The sequence below is a fragment of the Nocardia amikacinitolerans genome (genome assembly GCF_900215415.1).
Taxonomy (GTDB): Bacteria; Actinomycetota; Actinomycetes; order Mycobacteriales; family Mycobacteriaceae; genus Nocardia; species Nocardia amikacinitolerans.
The window spans coordinates 1,413,494-1,429,172 of sequence record NZ_OBEG01000001.1 but is presented as its reverse complement, the minus strand read 5'-3'; the positions used below and the strand labels follow the sequence as shown (position 1 = coordinate 1,429,172).

Sequence of the window (15,679 nt, the reverse complement as noted above, 5' to 3'; positions counted from 1 at the left end):
TGAGTGAGGTGCGGTCATGACTCTCGCGGTGGAGGTGCGCGGTCTCGTCAAGAACTACGGCAAAATTCGGGTGCTCGACGACATCGACCTGGAGATTCCGGCGGGCACGGTGATGGGACTGCTCGGGCCCAACGGCGCGGGCAAGACCACCACCGTCCGGATCGTCACGACCCTGCTGAAGCCGTGCGCGGGTTCGGTGCGGGTGGCCGGCATCGACGTGCTCCGCGACCCGGCGGACGCGCGGCGGCGGATCGGCCTTTCCGGTCAGTACGCGGCGGTCGACGCCAACCTCTCCGGCTACGAGAACCTACGCATGGTGGCCCGGCTCTACGGCATGTCACCGCGCCAAGCCACCAACCGGGCGGCCGAACTGCTCGGCGCGCTCGGTCTCGACCATGCCGCGCACCGCCGCGCGGGCACCTACTCCGGCGGCATGGCGCGCCGCCTCGACCTGGCGGGCGCGCTCGTCGCCCGGCCCGCGGTGGTGGTGCTCGACGAGCCGACCACCGGTCTGGATCCGCGCGGCAGGCTCGACATGTGGCGGGTCATCGGCGATCTCGTCGACGACGGCACCACCGTGCTGCTCACCACCCAGTACCTGGAAGAGGCCGATCTGCTCGCCGACCGCATCACCGTCATCGACCGAGGGCGAGTCATCGCGCGCGGTTCGGCCGACGAGCTGAAGACCTCCATCGGCGGCGACCGGCTCACCGTCACCCTGGCGCCCGGCCAGGAGGCCAAGCCCGCGATGACGGTGCTCGCCCAGATCGGCGTCGGCGAGCCGAACCACGAGACCGGCACCGACGAGGTGACGGTCGTGGTCGGCGACGGCTCGCGCACCATGGTCGAGGCGTTGCGCAGGCTCGACGACGCCGGGGTGTGCGTGGTGGACGCGAGCGTGCACCGGCCAAGTCTCGACGACGTATTCCTGTCCCTCACCGGCACACCGGCGCCGACGCCGAGCGCCGAATCGGAAACCGACGACGTACCCGAGGAGATCATGTCGTGATTCAGCGACGCGAACCGACAACCACTACCGCGGCAGCGCCCCGCGTCAGCGAGGTGGCCCCGTGACGAGTGCCTCCACCGTGGTATGCGACGAGCTCGACAAAGCCGAGGAAACCGCGCAGACGAAACCGAAAGAGCCTGTGTCCCAAGAGATCACGCCACCCAAACTACGGATCTTCCGGGACAGCGCGATCGTCGCCTGGCGCAATCTGCTGACCATCCTCCGGGTGCCGACGCTGCTGGTGACCGCGACGATCCAGCCGTTGATGTTCGTGTTCCTGTTCGCCTACATCTTCGGCGCCTCGCTGGGCGGCAGCCAGTACCGCGAGTTCCTGCTGGCCGGAATCTTCGCCCAGACGGTCGCTTTCAATGCCGCCTTCACCACCGTCGGCCTTGCGGGCGACCTGCACAAGGGCATCATCGATCGGATGCGCACGCTGCCGATGTCGCGGCTCGCGGTGCTCATGGGTCGCACGCTCTCCGACCTTGCCGTGAACATCCTGAGCCTGGTCGTCATGGTCGTCTGCGGCTACATCGTCGGCTGGCGGATCAACGGCGGAATCGCCGACGCCGCACTGGCCTTCGGGATCATCCTGCTGTTCGCGTTCGCGATGTCGTGGGTCGGGGCGGTCACCGGTCTGTTCTCACCGACCGTCGAGGTCGCCCAGTCCGCGGGCCTGATCTGGTTGTTCCCGCTCAGCTTCATCTCGTCGGCCTTCATCTCCGCCGAGACGCTGCCTGGGCCGCTGCGGACCATCGCGGAGTGGAATCCGATCACCGCGGTCTCGGCGTCGGGTCGCAAGTTGTTCGAGAACGATTCCCCGCCCTCGTTCGTACCGCCCTCGGGGTGGGCGGCCGAGCACTGCGTCGAGTACGCCATCATCTGCTCGGTCGCGATCCTGGCCGTGGCGATGCCGTTGGCGCTGCTGCGCTACCGCAAGGTCGCCAGCCACTGAGTCACCGAACAAGACCGAAGTCACCGAACACGACGAAGGCCGCCTCCCGATCGGGAGGCGGCCTTTTCGTTCGGCTGCGTCAGGCGCGGCGGCGGGTCTTGAGCAGTTCGAGGCGCTCCTTGAGCAGCTCCTCGAGCTCTTCCTTGCTGCGACGCTCCAGCAGCATGTCCCAGTGGGTACGCGGCGGCTTGACCTTCTTGGTCTCCTGCGTGGTGCCCTCGACCAGGATGCCCTCCTGACCATTGCGGCACAGCCAGGTCGGGGGGATCTCGGCGTCGTCGGCGAAGGGCACGTCGAACTCTTCGCCGTTGTCGGTGCGGTACCGGGCGATCCGACGCGGGGCCAGGTCGTGGTCGCGATCGGTCTCGTAGCTCACCGCTCCGAGCCGACTGCCCCGGAGTACGCGATCTGCCATGGTGTGCCTCTCCCTGTGTGCTCGAGTCTTGTTGCGCTGCGACCGTGCCCGGCGAACGCGTCCTGCGCTCGCTGGACCTCTAGTGCAACGAACGGGCCTGCGTCAATAGTTCCCGACACGGCGACGGTGAACCGTTCCATTGTAGTCGGTGGCTCTGCCGTGCCACGCCACGCGGGCGTCCTGCGGTTTCCTGTGTTGCGGTCCTGCGACGGCGGGGGGTCTGCGGGCCATCTCGCCGCGCGACGCACTAGTGTTCTGCCTCATGTCGCGCCGCTTGCTGTCCTGCTGCCTGTGGTGTGGTCGGGAGATCGTGGAGTCGGAGGCCGGACGCCGTCGCCGGTACTGCCGCCAGTCCTGCCGCCAACGGGCCTACGAACACCGCAACAGCCTCAAAGGCACCGGGATTCCGGAAGACTCCGTCGTGCTCAGCGCCCAGGAGGCCGCCGACCTCGCGGACCGCTGGTTCGCGGCCCGCTGCGCCGCCGAGGACATCGCCACCGCCATCGTCGAAGGCGCCGACACCGCCGAACTCGCCTCCCTCAGCGCCACCCTCGTCACCTTGGCCAGAGAAGCCGAACGCCTGCGCTAGCGCCACCGCCGATTCCGTACCGGCGGCACTCGCTATGTCGTGGCCGTGATCAGCGACCGCCGTTCCAGCACCTCAGGCCCTGTGGCTGCGGTGGTAGATGGTGAAGGTGGTGGCTGCGGCGGCGCTGAAGAGGGCGGCGTAGGCCGTGAGGGTTTGGGGGTCGGGATGGATGAGGGGTTGGGCGCGCATGGCTTGCCAGAAGGTGATGGCGAGCACGCCGGTGTAGGTGAGGGCGAGGACGGCCATCAGGGCGGCGCGGGTGGGTTCGGGGCGGAGCCAGCGGTGCCTGCGGGCCAGGTGGGTGAGCAGGAAGGTGGCCAGCAGCAGGACTTGGATGCCGTGCAGGCCGACGAAGTGGGGGACGCGGAGGTCGCCGCCGATGGTGCTCCAGTGGGTGAGCGGCATGCCTTCTGCGGTGTCGCGGATCGCGCGTTCGGCGGCGGGGGCGTCCTCCGGTAGCACGGTGTGGCCGGCGACCAGCTCCACGACCTGCCCGTCGGCGTCACGGACGAGCTGTTCGCCGGTGAACCCCATCAGGTACCCGAGCGCCATGCCCGCCACGGCCAGCGCGAGTCCGGCGTGGACGGCCCGGGCGGTGGGCCGGTCGACCAGCCGCTGCCAGGACAGGATCAGCACGATGAGCAGGTTCGCGAAGAACAGGCCGGGCACGCCGGTGGCGAACACCATCTGGCCGATGGAGTTGACCGGGTCGTCGGAGGAGTTGAAATGGCTGAAGGTGCCGCGCGCGGCCTGGACAACGATGAATCCCACATCGAGCACTCCGGTCATCGCGAACACGGTGCCGAGCCACCAGGTGGCGCGAGAACCTTTGTGCGGCAAGGACAACAACCAGGCGAGCGTGATCTCGTATACCGCGAACGCCACCCCGAACTTGAAGGTCTTCAACCACACGGACTCCCCGAGCAGCGTGCGGTCGTCGACGATCATCCCGCCGAGCGAGAACAGGACGAGCGCGGCCATGGCGGCCGAGGACCAGAGCAGGGGACGGTGCAGGCGCCGGGCGTCGCGGGCGAGATCGGGCTGGTCGTCTCCGCTGACGGCGGCGAGTTCGGTCGTCGACATGTCCCGAAGGTAGGAATCGCGGACACCGGAACACGTCCCGCCGCAGCGCTATTCGCGTCTCGTACCGGAGTATCAGACGACTCCGCCGCCCACCCCGGGGCGGGGGGAGCGGCGGGAGAACGCACATGCCCGCGAACGGCGCTGTTCGCGGGCATGGCTGCCGGGAGTGACGACCGGCGGGGATTCGCGAGCCCCTCATCGGGCTCGCGAACCCGAGGGAGGATCACTCCTCGGCGAACCCCACGTGGATGCCTCGGGCGGCGAGCCACGGCATCGGGTCGATCGGGCCGAGAGCGGGATCGTGCACTTCGTAGTGCAGGTGCGGTCCGGTGGACTGGCCACGGTTACCGACGGTGGCGATCACGTCGCCCGCGCTGACCTGCTGGCCGACCTCGACGAGGATGTCGTTGACGTGTCCGTAGACTCCGACGGTGCCGTCGTCCTGCTGGACTCGCACCCACAGGCCGAAGCCGGAGGCGGGACCGGTCTCGATCACGATGCCGTCGGTGACGGAGAAGATCGGGGCGCCGATCGGGTCGCCGAAGTCGAGCCCGTTGTGCTGTGCGCCCCAGCGGGCGCCGAAGGTGGAGGTCAGCCGGCCTTCGACGGGGCGGACGGTGTGCGGGCGGACGGGTTCGGGAGCGGGCGGCGGCGGAACAGCTTCCTGAGCGGCGCGGTGCTCGCCCCAGGCCACGGCCTCGGGCGCCGGAGCCGGGTCGAACGCGGCGTACTGGATGGCGCTCGAGCTCGCGGAGGTCTCGGCGGCCGCGGGTGCGGACGCCTCATCGGGGTTGGCCGCGGCGAGGACGCCGAGAGAGGCGCCTACGGCGGCGGAGACGGCCACCGCACGGGTGGCGACACGGTGCCGGCGAGAGCGAGTCGCGCCGGGCCGAAGAGCAGATAACAGATCGGTCACGGGCATGACTCGAAGCTAACGGACCGTGATAGTCGAATCGTTATCTTGTGGCTACAGTCACAGATCGGTAAAAGCCCAGCTCGTGTGTCACGAAGAGATAACTGAAGAGCGAGCCTGCGTTATCGACCTGGGAATATTGGGTAATAGGCGATCTTGACCAGCTAATTGCTAGTTGATCACAATGTTTAAGTGGCGACTAACGGAGTTCGGGCACTGGAGGCGCTGGCCGAGCCGACGAGGCGGGCGATTTTCGAGGCGCTGCCGCATGCGCCGAGGTCGGTGGGGGAGCTGGCCGACCTGGTCGGCGTGAGCAGCTCGGCGGTCTCCCAGCACCTGAAGGTGCTGCGGGCGGCACGGCTGGTCATGGTGCGTGCGGAGGGGACCCGCCGGGTGTACACGCTCGATCCGCGCGGACTCGGCGACGCGCGCGACTACCTCGAACAGTTCTGGCCGAGCGCGCTGGCGGCGTACGCGGCCGCGCTGAGCGAAGCGCGCGCCGAGCGGTGAGTCCTCAGCCCACCCTGCGGTAGGTCGGGCGGCGCGCCGCGGCGGAGTTGCGCTGATTGAGCTGCTTCTCGACCGCGCCGACGACCTCGCCCACCCCGATACGCAACAGACCGGGATCCGGCGTATCGGCATACCGATCGCCCATCTGACCCGACCACAGCACGATGTGCCTGGCAAGCAGGTGCGGGGGCGGTCCGCCCCAGCGCGGCGGCGTCGGACCGAACAACAGGACGGTGCGGGTGCCGAAGGCCGTGGCCAGCCGCGCGACGCCCGTGTCACCGCTGAGGACCAGCGCGGCCTCGGCGACCGTGGCCGCGAGGTCGATGAGGTTCTGCTCGCCCGCGAGCACGTTCGCCTGGGAGAGTCCGGCCCGTGCGGCGACGTTCAGCGCGATGTCCCGCTCGAACTCGTCGCCGGTGAGCACCACCTCGCGGCCGAGCACAAGCAGGTGCCGCACGACCGCGGCGAACCGGTCCGGTGGCCAGCGCCGCGCGGGAGCGCCCGCTCCGACGTGCACGACGACGCAGTCGCGGCGGCTGTTGGTGGACACGGGCGGCACGAGACCCAGGTTGCGCCGGTCGGCCACGATGCCGTCGGATTCGAGCAGGTGACACCACCGCTCCACGTCGTGCATGTCCGGCTGCCAGATCGGGCCCTCGAGTTCGGGGAAGGCCGGGTTGCGGTAGGTCAGTATCCGCGCCGGGTCGGTCTTGACCAGCTCGACGACGCTCTCGGCGCTCGGCCCGTGCAGGTTCACCGCCAGCTGCGGCGGCGGTCCGTCCCAGCGCAGCGCGCTCACGTCGGGGGTGGGGACCATGGAGTCCACCGAGGTGATCAGGTCGACGATCGGCTTGAGCCGGTGCGGCGCGGCGAGAACGATCTGGTCGCTCGGCTTGGCTCGACGCAGCGCGCGCAGCGCCGGGACCGCGGTGAGCAGATCACCGAGTCCGCGTGCCTGTAGCACGAGTACAACCGCCACCCTCTTCTCCTAGCCACCCGAGACTCACGAAATGCGACCCCCACCCCGCAACTGTCCAAACGACGAGAGCCACTTACGGATGACTTCCCATGGCGCTCGGGCGGTAAACGTGAAGCCCGTCGAGCGTTATCCACGCCACTCTCGGCGGTGCGGCAGTACCCTCGCACGTGGCGGCAACTACAGCTAAGGAGCATCCCATGGTCTCCAAGCTCAACCCGTACCTCGGCTTCGGCGACAACGCGCGCCCGGCCCTCGAGTTCTATCGCGAAGTGTTCGGCGGCACCCTTGCCGTGAACACCTTCGGCGAGTTCGGCGACAAGGAATCGCCAGGCGCCGAACTGGTCATGCACGGCCAGTTGGAGACGCCGAGCGGGTTCACGCTGATGGCGTCGGACACCCCGCCCGGCATGGAATACCAGCCGGGCAGCAGCATCTCGATCAGCCTCAGCGGCGACGACGCCGACGAGCTGCGCGGCTACTGGGACAAGCTGACCGCGGGCGGCGTGGTCACCGTTCCGCTGGAGAAGCAGATGTGGGGCGACGAATTCGGCATGTGCCGCGACAAGTTCGGCGTCGCGTGGATGGTGAACATCGTCGCGCCAGGGGACTGATCGACGTCGCGCCGCGGGCTCGAGCGAGTCGGCGGCGGGAAGTATCCGCCGTGCGGTGTGTAGCAAATGTCCAGAAAACCTGTGCCGCACGGCATAACATCTGGTCATGACGACAAACAGCGTGGTCGATGGACCTGTTCAGACGCTCGCGAAGAGCGCCTGGCAAGCCGTTCTGGTCACCGGTGTCCTCACGGTGATCATCGGTGTATTGATTCTGGTGTGGCCGGACAAGACCCTGCTGGTCGCGGGCATCCTCTTCGGCATCTACCTGGTGATCTCCGGTGTACTGCAGCTGGTGGCCGCCTTCGGCGCGACTAAGAGCGCGGGCATGCGGGTGCTGTACTTCCTCAGCGGCGTGCTGTCGATCATCATCGGCGTGTTCTGCTTCCGCGACGAACTCGCCTCGATCCTGCTGCTCGGGCTGTGGATCGGTATCGGCTGGCTGTTCCGCGGCGTGGCCATGCTGGTGGCCGCCGCCTCCGATCCCGGCATGCCAGGACGCGGCTGGCAGGGCTTCTTCGGCGTGATCACCGCGATCGCCGGTGTCGTGCTGATCATCTGGCCGGTCAGTTCGGTGGCCACCCTGACTCTGGTCGCGGGCATCTGGCTGATCGTGCTCGGCATCATGGAGATCGTCACCGCCTTCGGTGTCCGCAAGGACTTCGGGCGTCTGACCGAAGCCACCGCTTGATCGCTTGAAGCGGTCAGCGGGCGTCGGGACCGGGCAGGTCACGCGTCGCATCGATCGGCAGACGAACGAGCCCCGCCTCGTCACACCTCGACACCGCGGCGGACAGCTCCCGCTCCGCCTCCTCCGTCCGGCCCGCGCGGCGTAGCGCGGTGCCGAGCAGCAATCGGGCGCGCACCGCGGCGAGCGGGCGAGGTGCGGACTCGATGCTCGTCAGCAGGGCGCGCGCTCGCTCGCACGCCTCGTCGTACCGGTCCGGCGGGTAGGCCGTGAGCAGCAGCCGAACCGCCGAGTCTTCGTCGATCTCGGCGATGAGCGTGGCGATGCCGTCGTCGTGCCGGAGTTCTCGCGGACCAACGAGGCGCTCGATCTCGCCGCGGGTGAGGCCGAGTCCCAATCGAATTCGCTCGTTGCGCAACCGGGCCGCGAGGCGCGGCAGCGCCATCCGCTCGGCGCTCGCCATACCGTCGGCCAACCGATTCGCGGCCGCCCGGAGATCGCCACGGGCGGCTTCGACCCGCGCTCCCGTCGCATAGGTGGCGATCATGAAATCGACGCCGCCGCCGCCTTCGTCCGCCAAGCCGAGACTCTCCAGAAGCAATTCCGCCGCCGTGTCCACATCGCCTGTCTCGTAACGTAATTCGCCGAGCAGCGCGCTCGCGAGCCGCGCCGCGTGCGAGTGCGGGCCCATGGTCGTCGCCGCGAATTCCACCGCCTCGCGGAACGCCTCGTCGGCCGCCGGGATCAGCAGTTGCTCCCGCTCGGCGATGCCCGCGAAGCAGCGGCCGTACACCCGGAGGAAGGGGCCCGTCGCATCGTGATACGGCACGGCCCGCTGCTGCCATCGGCGCGCGGCGTCGAAGTCGAAGCGGTGGATCGCGGCGATGGCGGCGATGTTGACCGCCACTCCGGCCACCCGCGGTGAGAAGTCGTCGAGGCGTGCAAGCACGGCGCGGATCAGGCGGTCGCCCTCCTCGATTCGATCGGCGAACATCTCCCTGGTGCCCGCGAGCACATCGGCCTCGGCGTGCAGGTCCGCTCGTTCGGCGTCGGTCAACTCGGCCTCGTCGAGCGCGGCCGAGAAGCGGGCAAGCGCCGCGACGCCGGGTTCCGTTTTGCGCAGGACGAGATTCACCCAGGCGAGGAACAGTTGGATACGGGGCCGCGACTGGATCGACCGTGCTGGCAGCTTGGCCACGATGCCCACCAGTGTCGTCATCCTGGATCGCTCCAGCAGGTACCCGCCGCCTTGCTCGATGAGATCGGCGGCGCGGTCCGGGTTTCCTGCGGCCAACGCGTGATCGACCGCCTCGTTGAGCAACTCGTGCCGCGCGAACCACTCCGACGCCCGATAGTGCAGCGCTTCGATCTCCTCGGGACGATCCCGTTCCAGGCGGCGTCGCAGATATCCCGCGAAAAGCTGGTGGTAGCGGAACCATTCGCGATTCGGGTCGATGCGTTGCAGGAACAACCCGCGGTCCTCGACGTCCTCCAGCAGCGCGCGTCCGTGCTCGTCACCCGTGACCGCGGACGCGAGCGGCCCGCAGATTCGCCCGCATATCGAAGTCCTGGTGAGGAATTCGAGGAGGTCCGGTTCCAGCGCGTTCAGCACGTTCTCCGCGAGGAACTCGGCGATGTCGGCGTGGGCGGACAAGCTGTCGACCAGGTGCGCCGGATCGTCGCCCGCGCGCAGCGACAACACCGCCAATTGCAGCGCGGCGGCCCAGCCGTCCGTTGTCTCCGTCAGTGCTTCGACATCGGCGTCCGACAAGCGCAGCCCTGCCTCCGCCAGGAAGTGCCGCACCTCGTCGACATCGAAACGCAGTGCGCCCGAATCGATTTCCTCCAGCTCACCGTCGATGCGCAGCCGGCTCAACGGAACTCCGGAGCGGGACGTGCTCGTGACGATGATCGGCAGGTGGTGGCAACCGTGCTCGACCAGGAAACGGATGGCCGCCAGCGAGGATTCGTCGGTCACCCGTTGCCAGTCGTCCAGCACGACGGTGATCCGGTCGTCGTGCGAGTGCAGATCATCGATCAGCGCGGTGAGCACGTACCGCTCGGCGTCGTCGGGATGGGCCTCGAGCACGCGATCGAGGTCGTCGGCGAGGTTGGGGCGCGGGCCGCGAATGGCCTCCACCAGGTGTGCGAGGAACCAGGCGGCGTTGTTGTCGTCCTCGTCGACGGTCAGCCAGGCGACCGGCGTGCCCGCGTTCGCGAGCTCGTCGCGCCATTGGGCCGCGAGCGTGGTCTTGCCGAAGCCGCTCGGCGCGTGGATGAACGTCAGCCGCTTGCGCGAACCCGAGCGAAGCAGATCGAGCAGGCGTTTCCTGATGATGGGCGTCCGGGCCGGGGTCGGCGGGCGATACTTCGTCGCCGGGGTCGGGGGAGCGGTGGGTCGTTCCCGGTGGTGAACCATCGGGGCGGGCGGCGTCTTCCGCGGGCCGGGACCGATCGGTAGCACCATCACGTCGACCGGCACCCCGCGGTGCTGCTGCACCGAGCGCAGTTCGTCGCCGAGGGCGAGCGCCGACTCCGGTCGCTGCGCCGGGTCGCCCGCCATGGCGTGCTCGATGGCGGCGCAGACATCGTCGGGCATGCCCTCCGCGCGCAGATCGGGGACCGGCTGCGCGGCGACCCGGAGGAAATGGGCGAGTACCTGTTCGCCGGTGCGGCGCTCGTACGCGACGTGGCCGGTCAGCGCGCAGAACAGCGTCGCGCCGAGGCTGTACACATCGGAGGCGGGCGTCGACGGCTCACCGCGCAGCACTTCCGGGGCGGTGAAAGCCGGTGAGCCCGTGATGATTCCGGTCGTCGTCCGAAAGCCGCCGGTGATGCGCGCGATGCCGAAGTCGGTCAGCTGCGGCTCGCCGTAGTCGGTGATCAGGATGTTGCCGGGCTTCACGTCGCGATGCAGGGTGCCGACCCGGTGCGCGGCCTCGAGCGCCCCGGCCATCTTGACGCCGAGTCGTAGCGTCGCGGTCCAATCGAGCGGGCCGAAGTTCCTGATCCGCTGCTCCAGCGAGCCGCGCGCGTGGTACGGCATGACCAGGTACGGGTGCCCGTCGCCGGTGGTGCCGACCTGGAAGACGTCCGCGATGTGCGGGTGGCCGGACAGCCGTCCCATGGCCTGCTGTTCCCGGATGAACCGCTGCATGCTCTCCGCGTCGAGATCCGAGGTCAGCACCTTCACGGCCACGATCCGGTCCAGGTCGGGTTGCCTGCAGCGGTATACGACGCCGAAGCCGCCGCGCCCGATCTCCTCCGCCTCCTCGAACCCTTCGGTGTTCAAGTCCGCGACGACGCCGGAGGACGGACTGCGCTGTGTCGGCTGCATGTCGGCCATCGTCGGCCTCGATTCCGGGCGAGCTCTGGTGACCCGGCGCTACGGGTCGGTTCCTGCTTCCCGAGGATAACTCCGGATCGGTCCGCGACCACGGCCGCGGACCGCATCGGACCGGCTCCGCTCAGATCCGCCGGATACGCGCCAGCCACGCGACCACGTCGACCGGGCCCTCGGTGGGCAGGTCGAGGCGGGCCGCGTCCTCGGCCACCACTTCGGTGACCCGCCCGCGATAGGTGGAGGGGACGAGGTCTTCGAGTTCCCAGCCCTCGCCCGCGAACGATTCCCGGATCACCGAATCGCTGATGCGCGGGCCGAAACCCTCCTCGGTGTCCGACAGCGCGAGGACGTGCACGAGTCCGCCTGGCTTGCACACCCGGTGCAAACCGCGCACATAGGCGCCACGCGCGTCGGGTTCGGTGCCGAAGACATGGAAAAGGGCGCTGTCGACCACCGTGTCGAAGACGCCGAGCCGATCGTCGTCCGAATCGGCGAGCGTGAGCACGTCGACCACCTCGAACCGGGCATTCGGGACGCCCTTGTCCGCGGCGTTGCGCCGGGCGTAGGCGATCGCGCTCGGTGACAGATCCACGCCGAGCACGTCGTAGCCCAGTTTCGTCAGCGCGATGGTGTGCTCGCCCGCGCCGGTGCCGGGATCGAGCACCCGGCCGCTGATCAAGCCGTCCCGTTCGAGGGCGAGGATCGCCGGTTGCGGTTCCCCGATCACCCAGGGGGCGGTGTCGTTGTCGTAGACGGTGTTCCAGAATTCCGGAGCCTGAGTCATGCTCCCAGCGTGCACCCTGAACCGGGGTTGAGGTCAAGGGTCCGGTGCGGTGGCGGCGACCGCGCCGATCCCGTACGCCCACAGCGTAATGACTAGCCGAACACCGTGGTGCGAAACGTACGCTTCCTCCCATGACCGAGCATCCGAGACTGCACTCGATCCCCGGTGGCCGCGACGACCGAACTCGCCGACCCGCGCCGTCCGCTCCGGAACCGCTGTGGCGCGAGGCGCTCGGCGAACGGTTGCGCGCGCTGCGGCAGGAACAGCGCGAGACGCTCGTGGAAACCGCGGGCCGGGCGGGCATCTCGCCGCAGTACCTTTCGGAGATCGAGCGGGGGCGCAAGGAGCCGTCCAGCGAGATGATCGCGGCGTTGGCCGGTGCGCTCGGCACCACCCTCGGCGGGCTGACCGAGCAGGTCGCCGACGAACTGCTCGGGCGGCAGCGCGCCTACCAGCGGCGGTCCGAGGCCGCGCCGACCCTGCTGGTCCGCGCGGCCTGAGCCGGTCATCCCCGCGGCTGCAGCACGGTGTCGACCAGTCCGTAGTCGATGGCCGCCTGCGCGGTGAAGACGCGGTCCCGGTCGGTGTCGTGGCGCAGCCGCTCCACCGATTGCCCGGTGTGCCTGGCCAGGATCGACTCGATCTCGGCCCGCATCCGCACGAGTTCGTCGGCCTGCAGGATCAGGTCCGGAATCGCGCCCTGGCCGCGCGCCGCGGGCTGATGCAGCACCACCCTGGCGTGCGGGAGCATCGCGCGGCGCCCCGGCGCACCGCCCGCGAGCAGCACCGCGCCGACGGCGATGGCTTGGCCGACGCAGGTGGTGTGCACGGGCGCGCCGATGTGCTGGATGGTGTCGTAGATCGCGAGCATGGAGGTCAGGTCGCCGCCCTCGCAGTTGATGTAGAACTGGATCTCCTGTTCGGGACTCTCCGATTCCAGGTGCAGCAGCTGGGCGATCAGCGCGTTGGCGACGCCGGAGTCGATCGGCGTGCCCAGGTAGACGATGCGTTCGGCGAGCAGGTGCGAGTAGATGTCGGTGATGCGCTCGCCGCCGCGCGGATGCTGGGCGATGACATTGGGAATGGTGTAGGTGCTCATGCCTGCGCCTCGCTGGCGCTCGGCTCCGGCATGTGCACGGCACGCTGGCACATGATTCGCTCACTTCGTTCGCTCATGCCGTGATCCCGATTCGCTGACGTTGGGGGACGACCTGTCCGAAGTTGTCGACGATGTGGTCGACGAATCCGTACTCCTTGGCCTGCGCCGCGGTGAACCACCGGTCGTGCAGGGAGTCCTCGTAGATCCGTTCGTAGGGCTGGCCGGTGTCGGCGGCGATCAGGCCCAGCACCGTTTCCACGGTGTGGCGCAGGTCGTCGGCCTGGACCTCCACGTCGACGGCCGTGCCCGCGATCCCCGCCGAACCCTGGTGCATCAGGATCCTGGCGTGCGGCAGCGCGAAGCGCTTGCCTCGGCTGCCCGACGAGAGCAGGAATTGTCCTGCACTGCACGCCAATCCGAGAGCGAGCGTGGACACCTCGCACGGCACGAGCCGCATGACGTCGCGGATCGCGAGCATGGCGGGCACCGAGCCGCCCGGCGAGTGGATCCACAGCGAGATGCCCGCTTCGTCGTTCTCGGCGGCGAGGGTCAGCAACTGCGTGGCAAGCAGCGTTCCGTTGTCGTCGTCGAGGGGTCCGTCGAGCACCAGGATGCGGCGGCCGAGCAGTTGCTCTCTGGCGCGCCAGCTGAACAGCGGGGTCTTGTCGTCGTGAGCCATGCGTCCACCGTGCCCCAGCCGGACGGTGGAAATCCGCCGTCGCTGCCCTGGGCGGATCTGCTCACAGCAGCGCGGAAGGCGGGTATTCGGATGACGCCACGAAACATGTGATTTCGGCGGGATTGTCGGCGCCGTGCCGGGAAATCGGCGCTCGGAACCGCCTTTCACGGAAATACGGCGCGCGTTGTGCCTGCCTGAAGGCCGCAGTACGGATAATCTCGATATCCGATTCTAGATGCCAGGGCTCTTCCCAATCGAAGGAAGGATCGGATCGTGAGGAGTCGAATACTCAGCTTGGCCGCAGTTTTGACGGGAACCCTCACCGTGGTCGGCGGCGGGGCGATTTCCGCACCACCCGCGTGGACGAATCCGGCGGCGGAAGCCGTCGCCGATTTCTATGTTCCGCCGCCGGTCGGCGGTGCACCGGGCAATATCCTGCGCGCGGAACCATCGGTGGTGGCGCTGTCGGCTCCCGGACAACCCGGAATGGTCCCGGCGCGCGCGACCCGACTGATGTACGTCAGCAACGATGCCCAAGACGCGCCGACCGCCGTGGTGGGCACGTATCTCGAGCCCGCGGTGCCGTGGCTCGGTCCTGGCGAGCGTCCGCTGGTCGCGTACGCGGGCGGCACCAAGGGGCAGGGCGATCAGTGCGCGCCCTCGAAGCTGCTGTCGCAGGTCGTCTCCTACCAGCCGCCCGGTGACGTGATCTTCGAGTACGACCTGCTCGCAATCACCACGCTGCTGTCGCGCGGCATGTCGGTGGTGATCACCGATTACCACGGCCTCGGCACGCCCGCGGTGCACGACTTCCTCAACCGCAAGTCGCAAGCGCACGCCTTGCTGGACTCCGCGCGCGCGGCGCTGCAGCTGCCGGGCAGCGGCCTCGGCCCGAACGCGCCGGTCATCCTCTACGGATACTCCCAGGGCGGCATGGCCTCCGCGGGCGCGGCCGAACTCCAGCCGGACTACGCGCCTGAGCTGAACGTCCGCGGCGCCTACGTCGGCGGCCCTGTCGTGGACGACCAGTTCTTCATCGGGTACAACGACGGCCGGGCCGCCATGGGGCCGACATACGCCTGGATCCTCAACGGCATGGCCGCCAACTACCCGTCGGTCCGTCCGGTGCTCGACGCCGAGCTCAACGACACCGGCAAGGCGATTCTGAACGAATCGCTCGGCAAGTGCGCCGTCCCCATGGGTCTGGCCCAGTTGCACGGGCACACGTCCCAGTGGACCGCGAGCGGGCAGCCGCTGACCGCCGTGATCGACCAGAACCCGGCGTTGAAGCAGGTATTCGACGAGCAGATCGTCGGCGGACTCACCCCGCAGGTGCCCGTGCTCGTCGCCTCGGCGGTGAACGACGAGGGCGCGCCGTTCCCGCCCATCCACGCCATGGCGGCCGGCTGGTGCAGCCGCGGCGTGCCGGTTCAGCTGGAGGCGAACGGTCAGATCCCCAGCATGTCCGGGATTGTCGGCACCCACGTGCTCGCGTTCTTCCCGGCGCTGATCGCCTCCCAGCAGTGGATCATGGATCGGCTCTCGGATGCTCCGGCCCCGACCAACTGCGGGGCGCTGCCGTAGCAGCGGATGCGCGGCACATTCGGGCACCGGACGTATCCCGCTGGGGCGGACGGTGTCCTGTTTGTGCCGCGCATTCGTTCGTGTTCGGGGGAGAACGGCGCGAATCGGCTGCGCGGCATGGTTGCCGAGATTTCGCGTGGGGGAGGTTATCGCGGTGTACGGAAAGTCGTCATTTCGTTGCGATATCGCGACGATTGCGCGCGCCCGCATCTTCCAGTGGCCGTTGACAGCGGCTCGAGCTCGGGGCGAGTTCGTCGATCTCGTTCCCGGTCGGCTGGCCGTATGCGGGGTTTTCCCAGTACGTCACGCGGTTCGCGGGTCGAGAAGTCGTCCGGCATACCGATCTCGGGTCTGTCCGCCGCGACCGATCGCCGGTGCGCGATATCGGTTGCGAAACCACCCGGTCAGGGGACGATTTTTCCGGTTTGCTGGATTGCT

16 protein-coding genes are annotated in these 15,679 nt (G+C 68.7%); 8 read left to right on the top strand and 8 right to left on the bottom strand.

What is annotated here, in order from left to right; translation table 11 throughout:
- Positions 1-16: 16 nt before the first annotated feature.
- Together CRP45_RS06620 and CRP45_RS06615 are read left to right on the top strand one after the other, a co-directional pair.
- On the top strand, positions 17-1,009 hold the full coding sequence (locus tag CRP45_RS06620; RefSeq protein ID WP_067791878.1) for an ATP-binding cassette domain-containing protein: 993 nt from the start codon (positions 17-19) through the stop codon (positions 1,007-1,009).
- Between the two features lie 172 nt (positions 1,010-1,181).
- Entirely contained in the window at positions 1,182-1,964 is a 783-nt protein-coding gene (locus CRP45_RS06615) for an ABC transporter permease (protein WP_097244621.1), read from the top strand.
- Between the two features lie 79 nt (positions 1,965-2,043).
- Here the strand turns inward: CRP45_RS06615 and CRP45_RS06610 are convergent, their stop codons facing one another.
- Positions 2,044-2,379: an RNA polymerase-binding protein RbpA gene (locus CRP45_RS06610; protein ID WP_067791875.1), complete on the bottom strand. Its 336-nt coding sequence runs from the start codon at positions 2,377-2,379 to the stop codon at positions 2,044-2,046.
- A 262-nt stretch (positions 2,380-2,641) separates the two neighbouring features.
- On the opposite strand from CRP45_RS06610, the gene CRP45_RS06605 reads away from it, so the two are divergent.
- Positions 2,642-2,968 (top strand): hypothetical protein, encoded by a 327-nt coding sequence (locus CRP45_RS06605; RefSeq protein ID WP_067791872.1) that lies wholly within the window; start codon positions 2,642-2,644, stop codon positions 2,966-2,968.
- Between the two features lie 72 nt (positions 2,969-3,040).
- On the opposite strand, the gene CRP45_RS06600 is transcribed toward CRP45_RS06605, so the two are convergent.
- Together CRP45_RS06600 and CRP45_RS06595 are read right to left on the bottom strand one after the other, a co-directional pair.
- Positions 3,041-4,051 (bottom strand): class-II aminoacyl-tRNA synthetase family protein, encoded by a 1,011-nt coding sequence (locus CRP45_RS06600; protein ID WP_179830775.1) that lies wholly within the window; start codon positions 4,049-4,051, stop codon positions 3,041-3,043.
- A 223-nt stretch (positions 4,052-4,274) separates the two neighbouring features.
- Positions 4,275-4,973 carry a M23 family metallopeptidase gene (locus tag CRP45_RS06595; protein ID WP_097244207.1) on the bottom strand — a complete coding sequence of 233 codons (699 nt, stop codon included), beginning with the start codon at positions 4,971-4,973 and terminating at the stop codon, positions 4,275-4,277.
- A gap of 183 nt (positions 4,974-5,156) precedes the next feature.
- Between CRP45_RS06595 and CRP45_RS06590 the strand changes: the two genes are divergently transcribed.
- Positions 5,157-5,474, top strand: a complete 318-nt coding sequence (locus CRP45_RS06590) for an ArsR/SmtB family transcription factor (protein ID WP_084483433.1) — start codon at positions 5,157-5,159, stop codon at positions 5,472-5,474.
- Positions 5,475-5,478: 4 nt separating this feature from the next.
- On the opposite strand, the gene CRP45_RS06585 is transcribed toward CRP45_RS06590, so the two are convergent.
- On the bottom strand, positions 5,479-6,453 hold the full coding sequence (locus CRP45_RS06585) for a glycosyltransferase family 9 protein (protein ID WP_097244206.1): 975 nt from the start codon (positions 6,451-6,453) through the stop codon (positions 5,479-5,481).
- A 197-nt stretch (positions 6,454-6,650) separates the two neighbouring features.
- Between CRP45_RS06585 and CRP45_RS06580 the strand changes: the two genes are divergently transcribed.
- Complete coding sequence (locus CRP45_RS06580) at positions 6,651-7,064, top strand: VOC family protein (RefSeq protein ID WP_067791859.1); 414 nt, start codon at positions 6,651-6,653, stop codon at positions 7,062-7,064.
- A 106-nt stretch (positions 7,065-7,170) separates the two neighbouring features.
- Positions 7,171-7,755 (top strand): HdeD family acid-resistance protein, encoded by a 585-nt coding sequence (locus CRP45_RS06575; RefSeq protein ID WP_097244205.1) that lies wholly within the window; start codon positions 7,171-7,173, stop codon positions 7,753-7,755.
- 13 nt (positions 7,756-7,768) lie between these two features.
- On the opposite strand, the gene CRP45_RS06570 is transcribed toward CRP45_RS06575, so the two are convergent.
- Positions 7,769-11,098, bottom strand: coding sequence for a serine/threonine-protein kinase (locus CRP45_RS06570; protein ID WP_097244204.1), 3,330 nt, complete (start codon positions 11,096-11,098; stop codon positions 7,769-7,771).
- Between the two features lie 121 nt (positions 11,099-11,219).
- Entirely contained in the window at positions 11,220-11,879 is a 660-nt protein-coding gene (locus CRP45_RS06565) for a class I SAM-dependent methyltransferase (RefSeq protein ID WP_097244203.1), read from the bottom strand.
- Positions 11,880-12,010: 131 nt separating this feature from the next.
- On the opposite strand from CRP45_RS06565, the gene CRP45_RS06560 reads away from it, so the two are divergent.
- Positions 12,011-12,379 carry a helix-turn-helix domain-containing protein gene (locus tag CRP45_RS06560; protein WP_097244202.1) on the top strand — a complete coding sequence of 123 codons (369 nt, stop codon included), beginning with the start codon at positions 12,011-12,013 and terminating at the stop codon, positions 12,377-12,379.
- Positions 12,380-12,384: 5 nt separating this feature from the next.
- Here CRP45_RS06560 and CRP45_RS06555 read toward each other — a convergent pair whose 3' ends face one another.
- On the bottom strand, positions 12,385-12,978 hold the full coding sequence (locus CRP45_RS06555; protein ID WP_067791844.1) for a ClpP family protease: 594 nt from the start codon (positions 12,976-12,978) through the stop codon (positions 12,385-12,387).
- A 73-nt stretch (positions 12,979-13,051) separates the two neighbouring features.
- Positions 13,052-13,657 carry a ClpP family protease gene (locus CRP45_RS06550; protein WP_097244201.1) on the bottom strand — a complete coding sequence of 202 codons (606 nt, stop codon included), beginning with the start codon at positions 13,655-13,657 and terminating at the stop codon, positions 13,052-13,054.
- Between the two features lie 273 nt (positions 13,658-13,930).
- Between CRP45_RS06550 and CRP45_RS06545 the strand changes: the two genes are divergently transcribed.
- Entirely contained in the window at positions 13,931-15,241 is a 1,311-nt protein-coding gene (locus tag CRP45_RS06545; protein WP_143861362.1) for a lipase family protein, read from the top strand.
- Positions 15,242-15,679 lie beyond the last annotated feature (438 nt).